The following is an 18,867-nucleotide window of genomic DNA, read 5'->3' as shown; positions in this document are numbered from 1 at the left end:
CCATTTTATAGTATTATTCAGTTAGAAAAAATAATGGTCATCCGTAATTGAGTAATCAATATTCTTTTGTCTTTATTCTTTTATCTTAAATCTAATATAAAGAAAGATATGAAAATCAGATGTGCAGTAATAGATGATGAGCGATTAGCCAGAGAATACATTATTAACTACATTGCCAAAATTCCGCAACTTGAGTTAATAGGTGACTTCAACTCTCCATTAAAAGCCATGGATCTGATTAAAGAAAAGAAAGTGGATTTGTTATTTTTGGATATTCAGATGCCTGATATTACCGGGATTAACTTTATGAAAAGTCTGGATCATAAACCAGAAGTGATATTTACCACTGCTTATCAGGAATATGCAATTGAAGGATTTAATATCAATGCCACCGATTATCTATTAAAACCTTTCTCGTTTGAGCGTTTTTTTCAGGCTGTTAATAAGGTGATTGATAAATTTGAATTGAAAAATGATCCCAGAAACAGCCATATCACAGATGAGCAAACCCAAACAAAAATAGCAGATACCTATTTGACTGTCAGGGCTGATAGAAAATTGTATAAAATCAATTTCGATCATATCAAGTTCATCGAAGGACAAAGGGCTTATGTTACCTTTCATACCCACAATAAAAAGATTACGGCCCTGGCTTCGTTGAAAGATCTGGAAGATTCCTTACCGGAAAAGGACTTTATTAGAATACATAAATCCTACATCGTTTCGGTAAAAGAAATACTTTCGTTGGAGGGTAATATTATAGAAGTTGATAACGTAAAACTGCCTGTTGGGAAAAATTATAAAGAAGCTGTATTGAAAATATTTGGATAGATACATTACTTAGTCATTTGTCTCTAATGAAGTGTCTGTGGCGGTTATTATTAAAAGAGTTATGTGCAAAAAAAAACAATAAATTCACTGAGGTGAGTTTTTTATGGATTACAAAGGAAATGTAATTTATAATCCATATTTTTGCGGGGTATGACCGGGGAAAAGTTGTTTTATAGAATAAAAAGGGGTGATGTTTCGGCGTTTGAAGAATTATTTCGTCAATTTTATCCATCCATGTGCGTAGTGGCTAAATCCTATGTAAAGGATGATACTTTTTCGGAGGATATAGTTCAGGAGGCCTTTATAAAGCTATGGAATTCTAAAGAAAACTATAACGACATTAACTCTTTAAAATCCTTTTTATATGTCATGGTTAAAAATCTTAGTCTGAATCATTTAAGAAAGGATGCTCTGGGTAAAAAATATACAAAGGAGCTTGATAATTCATTTCAAAATGACATCAGTCATAAAATCGTAGAAGAAGAATCGTACCGAATTATTTATGAAGCTGTAAACAATCTTCCTAATCAAACCCGAAACGTGATGCATTTAAGTTTAAAAGGAATGCAGAACCAGGATATTGCTGACAACTTGGGTATTTCAGTAAATACAGTAAAAACACTAAAGTATAATGCACTAAAAACTTTGCGGGTGGTTCTTAAGGATTACTATGTGGTGTTGCTTTTTTTGTTAGGTGATTTGTAGTTCTTTTAATAATTTACGGTGAATAAGCTTCTTTTCAAACTTCCAAAGGGAAGCCTCTATCTGTGAAGTCAAAGGCCTTCCGCTTAAAATCTGTCATTAATAAAGATTCAATTTCAAACAATTATTATATCATTTTTTTTTAGCAGATATTTGTCAATAGCATTGATTGTGTATTAAAATGAAAGTTTATGCCATTGTTTTTTCTGTTGTCATGGGGGTGATGTGAAAAAAAGTGGATTTTTTTTGATATGCCATTCATCTTATTAAAATTTTCATGTGTTTTATAAGTAGAAAATGTTAGAAGTAATGGAAAATTTTCAGGAAGAATATAAAATTTCTCAGTTGATTTCTAAAGAGGTTCTGGATGAGCTTACTCTGGAAGAATCTGCTATTATACAAGAGTGGGTAGGTAGGTCGCAAGAGAATAAAAAGCTTTATGATGCCATTAAAAACGGTAAAAGAAGGCTGGCAAGAGATAAGTATGTAGGGGGATTAGATACAGAAGGAGCCCTGGAAAAGTTTAGGACGAAGATTGTACCTCCAAAGAGAACGGTGAAAATGTGGCCGGGATGGATCGGCCGGGTAGCTGCAGTTCTGATAATCGCATTTTTATCAGGTGGGGTTTATTTTCTTTCCCGAAATACCATCAAGCCTACTCAACAAGTGGCACAAACGTCACTTAACCCGGGTTCTTCAAAAGCTGTTCTTTTGTTAGATGGTGGCGAGGTATTTCAATTGGAATCAACAGAAAGTGATAGTATCCGTGAAAGCGATGGGACATTGATCACAAACAAAGAAGGAAAGCTGGCCTATACCGGTGTAAGGAACAAAGGCCTGGAAACTATCTATAATACAGTTAAAGTTCCCCGGGGTGGGGAATATAGTATAACCCTGTCTGATGGCACCAGGGTATGGCTCAACTCAGAATCGCAGATTAAATATCCTGTTCAGTTTGAAGATGATAAAAGAAAAGTTTGGGTGAATGGCGAAGTGTATTTTGATGTGCAGCCGGATAAAAAACGACCTTTTATGGCTATGGTAAAAGATGTTGAAATAGAAGTTTTGGGTACGGAGTTTAATGTAGAGGCCTATCCTGAAACAGATCGGGTATTAACCACTTTGGTAGAGGGAAGCGTGAAATTAACCAAGGCTTCGGAAGAAATAATTATTGCGCCCAACCAGCAGGCAGTCATTCGCAAAAGCGAGAAGCGTTTTACGGTTAAGAACGTTGATGCCAGGGTTTGGGCTTTGTGGAAAGATGGCGTTATTTATTGCGAAAGTGAAAGGTTGGAAGTAATAATGTCAAAACTGGCCAGGTGGTATGATGCCAACTTGTTTTATATGAATCCATCGGTAAAAAATAAACGCTTTAGCATTGAGGTTAAGCGTTATCAAAACATAGATAAAGTGCTTGATATATTGGCTGCCACCAATAAGGTCCGCTTTGAAGTACATGAAAATAACATAACTATTATGGAATAAAAAAAAGCAAAGGCTGCTGCCACAACCTTTGCTAAAGTCAATTTAAACAATTCCCTGCCAGGAATTGAGATGTTTAACCTAAATACAAATTTATGCATTTAATTGAAATTTTGAGTTTTCCTTCCCGGAAACTCAATAAACCTTTATTGATCATGAAATTGGTTTTCATGTTTTTGATTGTATGTTCAGTTCAAATGACAGCCAGTGTGTATTCCCAAAATACAAGGCTTAATCTCGACATACGCAACAAGTCTTTAGTAGATGTACTAAAGGATATTAGGAACAACAGCGAGTTTACCTTTGTGTACGATTTGGATGATGTTGAAGACATTCGTGTAAAAAACTCCAGGTATAAGAATGCCACTGTAGAGGAGGTTTTAGACGATTGTTTAAGCAACACCTCATTGACTTATCAGGTAATAGATAATGTTGTAATCCTGAAACAGGCTCCACCCAAAGCAGCTTTGCCCCAGCAACAAAAAATGATTACCATCAAAGGTAAAGTAACTGATGAAAACGGGTTGCCCCTTCCTTTTGTAAATATCTATATAAAAGGACAGTCAGTAGGGGTAATTACCGATGGAGAAGGTAATTATAGCATTGAAGTGGAAGATAAAGAAGGCCTGGTTTTAGTGGCGTCGTTTATTGGTTTTGTAACCAGGGAGTTTGAGGTAGCCGGGCGTACGGTAATTAACCTGATGCTTAAGGCTGATATTGCCGATCTTGAAGAAGTTGTAGTGACGGGGTTTCAAACCATAAAAAAAGAAAAATTAACAGGAGCTGTTGCAACAATTAATTCATCGCAGTTAGAAGCTAAGAATGTTACCAGTTTATCTGAAAACCTGGAAGGAATGGTGCCGGGGTTGGTTAAATACAACGACGAAATAACAATACGTGGTATTGGAACATTAAATGCAAGCAAAGATATTTTGTTGGTTGTTGATGGATTACCCGTAGAAGGATCTATTGATGATCTTAACCCTTATGACATTGCCAGTATGACTGTGTTGAAAGATGCTGCTGCAACCGCTATTTATGGAGCAAGAGCATCTAACGGAGTTGTTGTGGTGGTTACCAAAGGCACAAAAGGCAAACAGGGTGTTTCTGTTGAGGCTTCAGCTAACTTTAGTTATTTTGAGAAACCGGACTTGGGTTTTGGGTATATGAGCCCCTCGCAACAAGTTGATTTTGAAAGCGACTACTATAACTGGTATATATTTAGCGGAGATAATGGCACTGTTGATGATATAGTAGCAGGGTATGAGAGTGGTATTGAAAATGGAAATAGTGTTACTCCTGTAAATTATGCCTATTATAAATATGCAAAAGGTGAAATTTCAGAAAGCGAGCTAACAAAGGAGTTGGATTCTTATAAAAAGAATAATTTTATTAAGGATTATACCAGGCATGCTTTACAAAACCAGTTAGTTCAGCAGTATAACCTGGCAGTTCGCCATGGGGGAGAGAAAGCCGAATCTAATTTTGTTGTTAATTTCCAAACAGATAACGAAGGTATTATTGATGCAAGGAGTGATCAACTCAATATTTCTTACAAAGGAATACTTCGTCCTGTCAAGTGGTTTGATATGACCTATGGTATTAATATGCTTATAGGGAAGTCTAAATCGCATTATGATGTTAATGTGCAATCAGCCAATAATGTACCTTCCTACTATAGCTTGTTTGATGCAGATGGCAGCAGGTCGCAATATGCTTTAAGTGGTTTTAACATTTATAGTAAATATAACGAGGAGTTTGAAACAACATCAATGTTAAAGCCCTTGGGTTATAATCACCTTGATGAATTGGAGAATAATTTTAATAATACTACCAAACGCAATACCAGGTATTTTCTGCATCTGAACTTAAAACCATTTGATGGGTTGAGCATTAAACCTCAGTTTCAGTATGAGGACAATGTTAGTGATTCAAGGGTGCATTCGGAAGAAGATAGTTATATGATGCGATGGCTGCAAAATGTTTATACTACGCGTTCTGGTGCCGGTACGGCAGAAGATCCTTATTCATATGAGAATTTAATCCCTCAGGGAGGACGGTTATACACCTCGGAAAGTAAAATGCAAAGTTATACTTTCCGTACGCAAATTGATTATGAAAAGGAATTTGGTCGCCATTTTATCTCAATAATCGGAGGAACAGAATTCCGTCAAACAAAATCATTAGGGGTATCAGGTGGCTTGTTTGGTTACGACGATCAATTGCAGGTACAATCAACCTCTTCAATGGATTTTTATCAATTGAGCAATGTTGTAAATACTTTTTGGAATGCCAGTGTATGGCCATCGTATATGGAGTATCCTTTCTATGTTGATGTGTTTAATTTAAGTACTGAAACAAAGCACAGGTATGCTTCAGCTTATGCAAATTTTACTTATACATTTGATGAAAAATATAATGTATTTGGTTCAGCACGTAAGGATTATGCCGATCTGTTTGGTGGGGCACCAAAGTTTAGAGGACGCCCCTTATGGTCGGCCGGTGTGGCATGGAATATTTCCAAAGAAAGGTTTATGGAAAATGTTACGGCAATCAATTTCTTAAAGCTTAGAGCCAGTTATGGGGTTACCGGTAATATTGCCAGCAACTATACAAGCCGCTTAACAGCATCAATTACGGGAACCCAGCGCTATACAAATTTGCCTACTGCCACGATAAAAACACCTCCTAACGACAAGCTAAGGTGGGAGAGGACTGCCACAACAAATATTGGTTTTGATGTGAATATGCTTGATTATCGTTTGCGGGCCAGTGTCGATTGGTACAGGAAAGAGGGAACGGATCTGTTGGCCGAAAAACGTTTAGATGTAACGCAGGGATATACTACCTTAGTTATTAATAATGGAGACATGCTAAATAAGGGTGTTGAGTTAAGTTTGGGGTATGTATGGATTAAACCTGAAAACAAAGATGGATTTAGATGGTCAACAACCTTCAATTATAGCCACAATAAAAATGAAATAACCAAGGTGGATGATCTTGTGAGCACACCTTCTGAGTTAGCTGGTTCAGGTTCGTTTGTGGCAGGTAGACCAGTAAATTCGATGTTCTCTTATCAATATAAAGGGTTGACTGAAAATGGGATTCCGCAATTTCTTCTTTCGGATGGTACTTTAACTACAGGAAGGATTCCTTCATCGGATATTGATGCCGTAGTTTATTCCGGATCTTCAGATCCTGCAACAACTTTCTCTGTTAATAATAGCATTGAATATAAGGGCTTGAGTCTGACTGTTTTTGGGGTGTATTACGGAGGTCATTATTTTAGAGATAATGTGGTAGGCAGTTATCTTTCACCATCATACGGGCCAATGCCCGATTATTTGTTAAATAGCTGGACTCCTGACAAAACAAACACGCTTATACCCGGTTCGGGACAGTACTATCAACCAGAGCAACAGGCTACAGGAACGCAGGTACGTTTGGCTGACACCTGGGTTAAAAAGGCTAACTTTTTTAAAGTAAGGAATATTGTGTTGGGATATCAATTGCCTAAACAAATATCGGAGAAGATTAAGGCACAAAGCATGCAGTTGCGTTTTCAGGTAAATAATCCGGGAATAGAGTGGACTAAGGATAATACACATGATGATCCGGAGACAGGAGGAGCATCTTTACCAACATCTTATATTCTTGGTTTAAATATTAAATTCTAAAACAGAACTATCATGAATTATAAAATATATATAGCAGTATTGCTTGGGCTATTATTGGTTACTTCGTGTGAGGAGTATACCGACATCAAGCCCAAAGGAAAAAACCTGTTGGAAACAGCCGACGAGTTAGAGTATTTGTTAAATTATGACTTTAATTCATCAGCATCATTTAACTTTTTTAAATACGCGATTCTGGTTAATGATATGTATTCTTACGGATATGGTCAGGTTCCAACTGTTATCGCAAATGCCAATAAAGATTTAGAATATGTCCGTTTGGTATATGATGAGGAGGTTGACAGGGCAGCTTTAACGGCTTCAGACAGGAATTATGAGGGGTTGTACAGCATCATCAGTACCCGTTTGAATATGATTTTAGAACAGGCACCAAATGTAAATGATGATCCGGCTAAGGTAGAGCAATTAAGAGCAGAAGCATTGGTTTTGCGGGCTTATCTACATTATATTGTGGTAAATATTTATGCCAGGGCATATGACCCGGTATCTGCTTCTACTGATGGAGGAATAGCTTATATGCAGGAGATTGACTTTGAGAAATCACCAGTGAAAAGTACTGTGGAAGAAGTGTATAATTTTATGTTAGCCGACTTAAATGAAGCTATTGAATTAAATAGTTTACCCAACAAACCCGCAAATTCAATGCGCGTAGGTAAGGCTTTTGCTTATGCAGTAAAAGCAAAGGTTTTACTAAGTATGAGGAAATATGGGGAGGCTTTGGAAGCAGCAAATTCATCATTGTCAATTAAAAACACCTATGAAGATCACAGGGAGCAAATAGGGTCATTATCATTTGCCCGCAATGGTATGTATGCAGACGACAATTTGTTCTTTATCACAAGTCAGGATTATAACCCAACCATGTGTAATGTATCTGCCGATATTTATGATAATTATTATGAAGAAGGTAATATATTTAAAGAAGCCACTGATATATGGGGATTTCCTTTGTTGGATCAGGATTATGGTTTGATGTATTCAGGTATTAATGGTGCCGCTTTATGGTATGCCCCTGATTATTATCAAAATTCAGCCGGGATGACTACTGCTGATGTGTATCTGATTAAAGCAGAATGCTTGATCCGTACAGGGAAAATCAACGAAGGGATAGATGTCATTAACGAACTTAGGGAGTACCGCATTAATCCGGATGTATACTCTGCCCAAACGGCCACTACAGAAGAAGATGCGATGGAGGTGTTGAAGAAAGTTTCCAGGGTAGAGTTTATTTGCACCTGGAAAAATTATGTCAATATCAAGCGCTGGAATACTGAAGAATCCTATAAAGAAACTATCAGGCGTGATATTAACGGTGTAGTCTATGAACTTACACCGGAATCTTCACTTTGGGTGTCGCCATTTCCGCAGAGTGCCACAGATTTTAATGAAAATTTAACCCAAAACTATTAAATACTAATTATAATATTTCAATATTTTATGAATGCTATTAAAAGAGTAGGGCTAATAAGTTCTATAGGATTGTTATTGGCATGTTGTACAGCTCCTAAAGAAGAAGGTTTTTCTGTTAAGGGGAAAATTGATGGCTTACATGCAGTTGAAGGAAACATCAAAGGCGCTCACTTTTCAGAAGGATATATATACTTATCTGGTTTAATTAAAGATGGAAAGGAAGTGTATGATTCTGCAAAAATTGAGAATGGAACTTTTACCTTTAAAGGATTAGTTGATGAACCGAATCGGGCATATTTGTATTGGTTGCCAAAAAAAGACGGGTATTACGCCATGAGTGATTTCTATATTGAAAACTCAGATATCTGTTTTAATGCTTCATTTGATGCGGATAAAGGAAAGGTAATCAATAAAGAAGTGAAGGGATCGAAATTGGATGATGAAATTAATCAATATTTTTCAGATGCTAATAAGTATTCCGGGAGAACAGAGTTAACCATTCAATACAAAAAAGCTACAGAAGAAAAGGATAGTTTAAGGTTAACTGAACTTAAAAAAGAGCTGGATAATGTAAATAAAAAGAATATGGAGTTTAATGAGAACTACCTGAAAGAGCATCCGGAAAGCTATGTTCAGATGCTATCTGTTAGTAATCTCTTTTTTGTTCCTCAGGAAAAGGAGCGACTTGTGCAGCTTGAAAATCAAATAAAAGAACTGCATCCAAAATTTCAGTCGTATTATGTTGTTAAAAAGGTACAGGAAGCTATTGCCGACCAACGCAAAAGAAATGGTATTGTTCCTGGAATCAAGGCTTTTGATTTTAAACAGCCAGATAAAGACGGAAATATGGTGAGTTTGTCTGATTATAAAGGAAAATACGTTCTGCTTGACTTTTGGGCTAGCTGGTGTGGACCATGTAGGGCCGAAAATCCACATGTGTTGGCCGCTTATAATAAGTTTCATAAAAAGGGACTGGAAGTACTGGCAGTATCAATGGATTCAAAGAAAGAAGCATGGCTAAAGGCAGTAGAGAAAGATGGCTTGCCATGGAAACAGCTTTGTGCATTAAAAGGTTTTGACAATGAAGCAGCTAAACTGTATATGGTAAGTTCTATCCCAACTAATTTTCTGATTAATCCTGATGGAGTTATAATTGCTAAAAACCTAAGGGGAGCACAGCTTGAAGAGAAATTTTCAGAGGTGTTTAAATAGATTTCTTTAATTACTGATTGATTATAGAGAAAATAGGGCATCCTTTATGTGAAAAGGGTGTCCTGTTTTTTTTCAGGAGAGCGTATTCTAAACCTTAAGAAGAATGAGTTTCTTTTGTATGCTTGTTTGGGAAGAAATAGGTGTGTTTGATTTTGGGGTGTGAAAAGAAGATGTGGTTTTTTTAAATAATGAAGTGTAAAAAAAATGTGTATCCTCTTAAATATTTGAAGATACACATTCATAAAAGTTTGATAAATTATTTTCCTGATCATGCTGATCAGCATTTTCATTGTTATTTGTCATTACATTACAGTTGCTGGTTAAAAATAATAGCTCGCACTCTTTACATCTTCAATGGCATTTTCAATACGCATCTTTTCATAAAAAGAATCAGCATCATCCAACATAGCCAGGTCTTCATTTTTTAGTGTTGGTTCAATAGATTCTTCTGTTGCATCAGTATCGTTTTTTGCATAAACATCAATTGGAGATAATTCAATCATCATGCCATTTATGGTTAAATAAACAGTATATGCAGGAGCTTCTGCAACCTTTACCGGTTCATCGTTTTTTATTTCTTTTTTCTCTCCTTCGTTGGCAAACAAACTAGTTGTCATTGCTAAAGCAAACATGGCTACCATTCCTGCTTTTTTCATTTCTTTTTTCATTTTCATTGTTTTAAATTTTAATAATTAATATTTGTTTTTGTTTTACAATTCAAATGTAGATATAAGTGCCGGATCGGTTGCAAAATATGGCCGTTTGGACCTATACATTTAAGCTTAATTAAGAGAAGTTGATAAATTCCCTTAAAATCAATATTTGCGAAATATAGAGGTAACATTAAGTTAACATTGGAAATATTGATTAACATAAAGGCCGTTTTTTAACACTAAGTAAAGGTTAGGTAGGTTATTGTTAATAGTATTTTTGTTAATGAATGTTGCAGGCCTGTAAAATAAGGGTATGTAACTATTGGAATAAAGTTATTTTAACAGGAATAGAGGTGCTTTTGCATATTGTAATTTTATAAGAATAAGGAATATCAAAATTTAAATATAATATCACGAGAGATGGCCACTATTGATCTTAGAAAGTTAGTAGAACGCAAAATGTGAAGTATTCTGGTACAAAAGGATCAGGTTCTTTCCATGCTTTTGAGTAATTGCGTAATAATTGCGTAACAATTGCGTAAAAGGTTAAGGTTTGGCTACTAAGATTTTTAACAATGTTAGTTCTACCAATTTATAAAAGGTAGCAAAGAAATATTTATATCAAAATATGCATCCAGTGTGCTTTTGTTTTTAATAAAATAACTATCATCCCAGGTGTTGTTTTCTTTCATCTCTGAAGTTGCTGTGTACAAGGCTCCTGCGGATAGTCCTAAAACAAATTTTCTACCTAAACGACGTTCATATAATAAACCTGATTTTATTTCAGATGTACCGTAACTTGATTTCTCAGGAAAATATCGGTTGTCGATATTAAAAAATGCTTTAGATCCACTCATTTCATTTATAAAAGAAAGTGAATTTTTAGTGTTTAACTCTTGTCGTAGTGCCAAACGATAGGGGAGATTTGCAGATAACTCCAGGTTTTTATTAAACTGGTGAGTATAACTTACCATCATAAAGCCTGGTATTTTTACTCCCGGACTAATAAGCACAACTCCTCCTAAAGATAATGTTGTGGTTTGGGTTCTTTTTAATGTAAACATCATAACTCCGGTAAACGAGTAATCATATTCAGAAAAAGAAGGATCTGTAACTCCGGTTATTGATGTATTATACATAACCGGTTTGTTAAATAGCTTTCCGCGAACATTATAATTCAAAGAAAGACCCAGCGTTGTTTTTGAAAAATCAAGATCGTAAGTTGTGTTTGGATCATCATAATGGGTCATGTTATGCATTGAAAACTTTTGATTTAACACAGAAGCAGATGAGCTTAGTGAACTGTTTTTCCAATCTTTTACTGGCATTTTAAATAGCATTGAGTTTCTATAAATAGTTGCATCGCCTTTTATAAAATCTTTTCCATACAGTTTTGAAGATATATTTCTGTGCGGAATTAATTCACTGGTCATGGAAAACTGACGTATCATTGGATTTTTTAGTGCCAGTTTTTCCATATATGCCATCTTGATTGAATCTGAAATATTTTTTTCTGATTTTACGCCTTGACTGCTTATTGATGTGAAGAAGAAAAAGGAGAAAACAACAGAACAAGCTAATAATCGTAATAAATTGTAATACATGTTGATTGATGAATTTGAAAATGAAAAGGTTGCCCTAAAAAACAGAGCAACCTTTAAGTTAATACACACAATATTAGAGAATACTATTTTTCTATAAAGTCTAATTTAGGTTTATTTGCCAACCCCATTTTTTCCTGTAGTCTTTTGATTCCATAGTAAACAATCGGAACAATAATCATAGATAAGAACATGGATACAGTTAATCCACCAATCAGAGTCCAACCAATTCCGTTTTTCCATTCGGCACCTTCACTTTGTGAAAAAGCAAGAGGGAATAGACCAATGATCATGGATACGTTAGTCATCAGGATGGGTCGGAAACGAAGTTTCACAGAAGTTTCAACGGCTTCAACCAGGTTTTTGCCTTGTTCGATTAGTTCGTTGGCAAAGTCCACAATTAAGATGGCATTTTTGGCAACCAAACCTGCTAACATCACGATACCTAATATAGAGAAGATGTTTAATGTTTGATTGGCCAGAGCCAATGCCCAAATTGCACCAATTATCGACAGAGGAATTGAGAACATAACCACAAACGGATCAGCCCAACTGTTGTATAGTAATACCATAATCAGGTATACCGAAATAATAGCAGCAAGGAACGCTAAGCCCAGAGAAGCAAAAGATTCTGCCATCATCTTGGTTTGTTTTGAAGAAGCTAATTTAGTTCCTTCCGGGGCTTCTATTTTAGCCAGTTTATTGGTGAATTCTGATTGAACCGTATTTTGAGATACGCCGATAATCTGGCTCGACAGCATAACCGATGGATTACGGTTGTAGCGTTCCAAACGGGATGGTCCATTACTTTCTGAGATGTCAGCAAATTGTGATAATTTGATAAGTTCATTGGTGGTCATAGAAGCAAAGGTGATATCTTCCAGATCATCCTTGGTTCTGCGATCTGCTTCATTTAACAGGATATTAATATCATATTCTTTACCTTCTTCCCTGAATTTGTTATCCGTATTTCCGGCAAACGATGTTCTTAATACCCCACCTACCGACATCAGGTTTAGTCCTAACTTACTCATTTTATCACGGTCAACCTTTATGTTGTATTCCGGATTGTTTTTGTCCACACTGAGTTCTGATTCAACAGCCCCTTCAATCGATTTCATTGCAGCCAATGCTTTTTCTGCATAAGGAATAACGCTATCCACATCATAACCTACAATGTAGTACTTTAAAGGAACATCCTCATTACCCATAATATTTACAGCGACAGCCTTAATTTTGGCACCAATCACCTGTTCTTCCAGTTTAGCCCTGATCTGGCGGGCGTAAACACTTGTGGTCATGTCCCGTTGGTCTTTGGGAACCATATTTACCATAATCTCACTAAAGTAGGGAGTAGAAGTAGTGGAAACCGTACCCGATTTTTTACCTACAGTGGCATATACCATTTCTACTTCGGGCTGTTCCATTAGAAATTGCTCTACCTGACGGGTTGAACTATTGTTTTCAGCTAAGCTGATGTCATGTTGAAACTCTAATCGTAACATAAATGATCCCCTGTCGCCCGATGATGCAAATTCACCTCCGATGTAACCAGCCGGGAAGAGCATAAACGTTCCTATAAAGAAGAAGAAGGTAGCAAGCAGAGTAATTGTTTTATGGCGTAATGACCAGTGCATAGCCGACAAAACATTTTCATTTACAATATCAATGGATCTTTCAAAACCATCCAGTATTTTTCCAATAAAGTTGTTCTTTTTTACAGCAAGCACTGCCCATCTTGAAGTCATCCATGGCACTAAAGTAAAAGATACCAATAAACTAAACATCATGGATACTACAATCGTTACCGCATATTCACGAAGGATATCACCTACCACACCAGTTACAAAAGCAATAGGCAAGAACACCGCTACCAGTACAAGCGTAATAGCAGTTACTGTCATTCCTAATTCTTTAACAGCATCAAAAGAGGCCTGAACCCTGTTTTTACCCATTTCCATATGACGATAGATGTTCTCAATAACCACAATGGCATCATCAACAAGAGAACCAACAACAAGAGATAATGATGTTAAACTGATCAGGTCAAAAGAGAAATCAAGCAGGTACATGGCCGTAAAAGTTGAAACCAACGAGGTTGGGATGGCCACCAATACAAAGATAGAGTTACGTAAGCTGTGTAAGAATAGTACCATGATAACCGATACCAGGATAATGGCCAATATCAAATCATGGGTAACTGCATCCGCAGCCTGTATGGTAAAACGTGACTGGTCATCGGCAATACGGAATTTCACATTATCCTGTGCATAAGTTTTTTCTAGTTCGGCAAACTTTTGTTTTACCAGCTCAATAACTTCTACAGAGTTGGCATCCTTTTGTTTGCTGACTTCAATACCAATGGTTTCCATGCCATCGATACGGGTGATTTTTTCCGGGTCGGAAATACCGTCATAAATATCGGCAATGTCGCCAAGTTTTATTATTGATCCATCTTTATGTCCTCCAACAATGATGTTTTTTAACTGTTCCAAAGTCCTGATTTTACCGGACAGGCGGATGGTCATTTCATTGGTAGGTGTTTCTAATTTACCCGTTGGCAATTCCATATTGGCATATTGAATCATCTGTGTAACATTCAACAGGTTCAATTTGTTGGATTTCAATTTTAACGGATCAATCATAATTTTAATTTCCCGTTGTAAACCTCCCAAAAGGTCAACGCTTGAAACGCCCTGTATACTTGCCAGTTCAGGTTTTATCCTGTCATCTACGAACTTATAAAAGTCTTTATCCGGCAAATCGGAATTTACCCCTGCAATAAAAATAGGTAGCGCACCTAAATCAAATTTTTTGACAGATGGTGTTTTTATCTGTTTGGGTAAATTGGCAACGATACTGTTTATTTTTTGAGTTGCTTCCTGAACAGCCAGGTTTATATCAGTATTAAATGATAACGATACCTGAACCAAGGATAAATTTTCAATGGATGAGGAACTTACTTCTTCAATCCCTTCTAACGAAGCAATGGCATCCTCTATGGGAATAGTAACAGATTGTTCTACCTCATCCGGTCCGGCTCCCGGGTATATGGTACTAATCATTACCATAGGGGAATTAATTTCCGGAATAAGGGCATATTTAATTTTTGAAGCAGAAAACAGCCCTATGATAATGAGTATGGTAAACATTACAATAGGTACAGTGCTCCTTCTTATGGATAAACTTAGTATTTTCATGTGTTAAAAATTAGTATCAAGACACAAGTATCAAGTATCAGGATTGATGAATTTATATCGAAAGAAAAGAGAATTCAATACTCTTTATTCATCATCCTGTGCATTTAATACTTAATCATGATTGTTTCTTATTTTTGATAATAGCTTAACGCAAGCTGTAATTCAGTCTTGTGTCTCATATCTTGTGTCTAAATGTCTGTGATTAGAGATTCATTACTTTTACATCGGCTTGATCGTAGATGTTGTAGTTACCTTCAACGATCACTGAATCACCATCTTTTAATCCTTCCACAATTTGTACTTGTCCATCAATTGTGTTTCCTGTAATTACTTTTTTTAGTATTGATTTGTTATCGTTAATTACATAAACAGAAGCATCTTTTAATGAACCTACAATGGCTCTACGTGGTACAAAAATTCCTGTGGTTTCTGATTGAAGTGAAATACTTGCTGTAACAAACATCCCTGCTTTTAACAGGTTATCGTTGGTGTTGGCTAATTTAATCTCAGCACTAAAGCTATTACCATATCCTGCTTTTTTGCCGATGTAAGAAATTGTGCCCCGGAAGGTCTGATTAGGAAACACAGATGAGGTAATATCTACAGTTTGTCCCAGTTTGATATTGGCATAGTCTTGCTCAGATATGTCGAGCTTAAGTGTTAAGTTTTTAGCATCGATTATATTGCATATTACAGCACCTCCTCCTATAAACTGGCCAACTTCAATATTGTCACTTTCAATAAAACCGTTGATTGGCGCCTTGATGTTAGTGTCTTCTAATTGCTTTTTAGCAGAAACGTATTTTGCTTTTGTTGTTTCCAGATTCAGTTGGATTTCTTCTAATTTTTGACTGGTAACAGCATTTTCTTCAACCAGTTTTGTAAAGCGGGCTACCTCTTTTTCAAGTTGTTCATAGGCAGCTTTTGTTGCATTTAATTGTGCTCTCAGTAATTCATCATCAACTTTGGCAATTATGTCTCCTTTGTTAACGTAATCACCTTTTTCTTTGTATACTGCAATTATTCTACCCTGAGTTTCTGAGATCAGATTCAAATCAGTTTCTGATTGTAGAAATCCGGTAGTTGTTATTTTTGCGTTAGGATTTGTGGGTTCAATGATTAAAGCTTTTACAGGATAATACTGTCCTTTAATATTAGCCAGTTCTGCAATTTTTTTTGTTTCTTCTTTGTTACTTTTCAACTGCATAAATATTAGTCCGCAGCAAGCAGCTATAATAACGAGCGACAGTACACGTCTGATATTTTTCTTCTTTTTCATAACTGTAATATTTTTAATTTAATAATTTAAAATGGATAAAGCAGGGGGTTATGGATGGGATACCAGGTAGTCTTTTAGTAATCCTTTTGATTTTAACAGATCTACTTCTGCCTGTTTCATGGTAATAAAGTTTTGTGCATAGTTTATTTCTGCTGTTCTCAGGTCTTTTTCTGAGATTAACAAATCAGTTAAGGTCGACATCCCTTCGTTGTATTTCATCTCTTCCTGATGTCGAACGTCTTTAGCTAGCTGGATATTATCAATTTGAATCTGGCAGTTTCGAACACTGGCATTGTACTGCATCAATGCGTTTGAGTATTGAAGCTGAAGGCCGGATAGTGCTTTCTGCATTTTATTTTGGGTTACACAGTAGTCGTATTTAGCCTGCTTAATTTTGGCATTGTTCGAGAATCCGGTAAATATTGGTATAGAAGCTTTAAATCCAACAACCTGTACAGGATACCACTTTTCATTCGTATCAAAAAAGTTGAATTCATTTCTCATCCCCTGATACATAAAACTTCCATATAATGCAACGTTGGGGTATTTTTCTGCTTGTTCAGTTTTAACCTTCAAATTGTATAGGTCAAGCGACTTGTTAAGCATTTGAACCTCAGTGAGGTTGTCGAAAGTTAAGTTTTCCTGAGTATTTTCAGTTATAAGAGAGGCTTTAAACAAGTTGTGGAAACCTGTTGTGTCAATAGCAAGTTCATCGTTTGGCTCAATGCCGATAATGTATTTTAGATTATTGGACTGAACATTAATAGCAGCCAACACCTGCTCTTTATTTGCCTGAAGGTTTGCGTAGTTCACTGTGATCTTATCCAGATCGGTTTTTAGTGCCACCCCATTGGTAACAAGTGAACTGATTTTATGCTTCATTTGAGCCAGGGATTCCATATTGCTTTCTATAATATTTAAGTTAGCATAGATTGCCAATAGGTTGTAATATTCATTCAAAAGCAACTGGATCATCTCTTCTTCTGCTTTATCAACTTCAAGATCCCTGATTTCCGTAACTTTTTTTGCCGTTTTTACTCCATTGATGTATTTAAGCGAAAACAATAGTTGAGAAAATTGAACCGAAGCATCTACATTATCAATTCGGCCAACAGGAAGAAGAATATCCCCGGATCGACCCAGTGTTGCCCCATCCAGAACTGTTACCGGTCTTTCGATATAATGCTTGTAATCAACTTCAGATTTGATCTGGGGTAATCCATTTCCTTTTACTTCCTTTACTTTTGCCTGGCTTTGCATTTTGTAAAGGTTTGCCTCTTTAATCTCGTAGTTGTTTTGACGGGCAAATTCCAACATCTGGTTTAAATCCATAATATGCTTTTCCTGGGCAGAAAGTGCCGCGGAAAAAATAAGCCACATGAAGCATGCTAATTTGTATTTCTTTAATCTCATTATAATTTGATTTTTATTTTTGGATAATCTTGATTGTAATTAGAAGCAATGTTATTTAATGTTGAATGTATTTTGGTGTTGCCTTACAAAAAGGTTTAAAAAAGACGTCTATGTTATAAAGTTGTACTCTTAACAGGCAGTGTGTCAGTGTTATGGGGGTATGTATATTCGCCCGGAGAAGTAGTGATATTTCAGTTTTTTTGTTTGAAAATTCCCGGTTTGAATATGTGCAGGTTATTGGTTTGGTGAAAATATGCTTTATATTTGTATTCTATCCAATTTGAATATGGGCTAAAGTTAGTTTTTAAGATGGAAATGATTTTTCTATATGGTCTTGTATTTTCCCTTATAGGTTCTGTGTTTATTTATATGTTGAAAGACAGGTCGCAGGCAGGGAATATTATACTTTTATCTTTTTTCTTGTTGTCAACAATAAAATATGTAATTGAGTTGGTAAACCAGAAATATAATAACCTGCTTCTGCATAATGTTTGTACAGTAATCAGTATTGAAAAGTATATATTTTTCTTTCTGTACTTAAAATATATGACCTCAGACTTAAAGAGGATCAAGAATAAGGATATACTTTATTTTCTTCCTGCTGTTGTTTTGTTGATTTATATGGTAGTATCCCGCTATGATTATATAAATAGCGCATACTCAAGTATTCATTACGATATCATAAATACCTTGTTTTTTGCGTTTATGATCTGCTTTTTATTTCTTTCTTTCCGTATTTTAAAATGGCATCATGAAGACTTAAAAAGTTATTATTCCTATGAATCAGCAAAAATTAACTTATACTGGGTTGTAGCGATTTTAAGTTATGATGTTTTAATTCATATAGGAGGGATGGGATGGATCCTGTTAAGTAAAGAGAACCCGGTAGAGTTGTATGATGAAATAAGTGTTTATTATAACTTTAACCATAGCATAAGTATATTTATAATACTGATTTTAGGTGTGTGGCAGAGGAATATTACCAAAACACAAATAGTTAAGGCTCAGGACAAGAAAGAAGAAAAAGAGCGCAATGAAGACTATGTAGAAGTGCTCAAGCAGTATATGGACCTAAAGAAACCATTTCTTAATGGGGATTTGTCTTTAGAAAAACTGGCAGAGCAACTGGATGTTAAAAAGCAGTATTTATCAGAAGTGATCAATACAAACCTGAATACCAATTTCTTTAATTTTATAAAAGAGTACCGGGTAAACCATATGATTGATTTATTGAAAAAGGAAGACTCTTCGAACATTAAGTTACTCTATCTGGCCTATGAATGTGGGTTTAATAGCAAGTCGGCCTTTAACAAAGCATTTAAAGAGATTACGGGTAATACACCTTCGGAGTATTTAAATAAACTGAAGGATAAGAGGAGTTAAATTATT

12 protein-coding genes are annotated in these 18,867 nt (G+C 35.8%); 7 read left to right on the top strand and 5 right to left on the bottom strand.

Annotation, left to right across the window (positions count from 1 at the left end):
* Window positions 1-108 precede the first annotated feature (108 nt).
* From OM074_RS02820 to OM074_RS02795, 6 genes are all read left to right on the top strand, one after another.
* Window positions 109-831, top strand: a complete 723-nt coding sequence (locus OM074_RS02820) for a LytR/AlgR family response regulator transcription factor (protein WP_301197761.1) — start codon at window positions 109-111, stop codon at window positions 829-831.
* 150 nt (window positions 832-981) lie between these two features.
* Complete coding sequence (locus OM074_RS02815) at window positions 982-1,536, top strand: RNA polymerase sigma-70 factor (protein ID WP_301197760.1); 555 nt, start codon at window positions 982-984, stop codon at window positions 1,534-1,536.
* 306 nt (window positions 1,537-1,842) lie between these two features.
* Window positions 1,843-3,018, top strand: a complete 1,176-nt coding sequence (locus OM074_RS02810; protein ID WP_301197759.1) for a FecR family protein — start codon at window positions 1,843-1,845, stop codon at window positions 3,016-3,018.
* A 152-nt stretch (window positions 3,019-3,170) separates the two neighbouring features.
* Window positions 3,171-6,692 (top strand): SusC/RagA family TonB-linked outer membrane protein, encoded by a 3,522-nt coding sequence (locus OM074_RS02805; protein ID WP_301197758.1) that lies wholly within the window; start codon window positions 3,171-3,173, stop codon window positions 6,690-6,692.
* Window positions 6,693-6,704: 12 nt separating this feature from the next.
* Window positions 6,705-8,120, top strand: a complete 1,416-nt coding sequence (locus OM074_RS02800) for a RagB/SusD family nutrient uptake outer membrane protein (protein ID WP_301197757.1) — start codon at window positions 6,705-6,707, stop codon at window positions 8,118-8,120.
* Window positions 8,121-8,147: 27 nt separating this feature from the next.
* The gene (locus OM074_RS02795; protein WP_301197756.1) at window positions 8,148-9,332 is read left to right on the top strand and encodes a TlpA disulfide reductase family protein; all 1,185 of its coding nucleotides are present in this window, start codon (window positions 8,148-8,150) and stop codon (window positions 9,330-9,332) included.
* A gap of 320 nt (window positions 9,333-9,652) precedes the next feature.
* Here OM074_RS02795 and OM074_RS02790 read toward each other — a convergent pair whose 3' ends face one another.
* The 5 genes from OM074_RS02790 to OM074_RS02770 all read right to left on the bottom strand — a co-directional run bounded on the left by OM074_RS02790 (window position 9,653) and on the right by OM074_RS02770 (window position 17,478).
* A complete protein-coding gene (locus OM074_RS02790) occupies window positions 9,653-10,006 on the bottom strand; it encodes a hypothetical protein (RefSeq protein ID WP_301197755.1) in 354 nt (117 codons plus the stop codon).
* Window positions 10,007-10,569: 563 nt separating this feature from the next.
* The gene (locus tag OM074_RS02785) at window positions 10,570-11,589 is read right to left on the bottom strand and encodes a hypothetical protein (RefSeq protein ID WP_301197754.1); all 1,020 of its coding nucleotides are present in this window, start codon (window positions 11,587-11,589) and stop codon (window positions 10,570-10,572) included.
* An 83-nt stretch (window positions 11,590-11,672) separates the two neighbouring features.
* Window positions 11,673-14,786 (bottom strand): efflux RND transporter permease subunit, encoded by a 3,114-nt coding sequence (locus tag OM074_RS02780; RefSeq protein WP_301197753.1) that lies wholly within the window; start codon window positions 14,784-14,786, stop codon window positions 11,673-11,675.
* Between the two features lie 202 nt (window positions 14,787-14,988).
* Window positions 14,989-16,065 carry an efflux RND transporter periplasmic adaptor subunit gene (locus tag OM074_RS02775; RefSeq protein WP_301197752.1) on the bottom strand — a complete coding sequence of 359 codons (1,077 nt, stop codon included), beginning with the start codon at window positions 16,063-16,065 and terminating at the stop codon, window positions 14,989-14,991.
* 48 nt (window positions 16,066-16,113) lie between these two features.
* The gene (locus OM074_RS02770; protein WP_301197751.1) at window positions 16,114-17,478 is read right to left on the bottom strand and encodes a TolC family protein; all 1,365 of its coding nucleotides are present in this window, start codon (window positions 17,476-17,478) and stop codon (window positions 16,114-16,116) included.
* A 309-nt stretch (window positions 17,479-17,787) separates the two neighbouring features.
* On the opposite strand from OM074_RS02770, the gene OM074_RS02765 reads away from it, so the two are divergent.
* Window positions 17,788-18,861, top strand: coding sequence for a helix-turn-helix domain-containing protein (locus tag OM074_RS02765; protein ID WP_301197750.1), 1,074 nt, complete (start codon window positions 17,788-17,790; stop codon window positions 18,859-18,861).
* Window positions 18,862-18,867: the final 6 nt, after the last annotated feature.

It is taken from the genome of Plebeiibacterium marinum (genome assembly GCF_026013615.1).
Taxonomy (GTDB): domain Bacteria; phylum Bacteroidota; class Bacteroidia; order Bacteroidales; family Marinilabiliaceae; genus Saccharicrinis; species Saccharicrinis marinus_A.
This window is presented reverse-complemented; position numbering and strand designations above follow the sequence as displayed.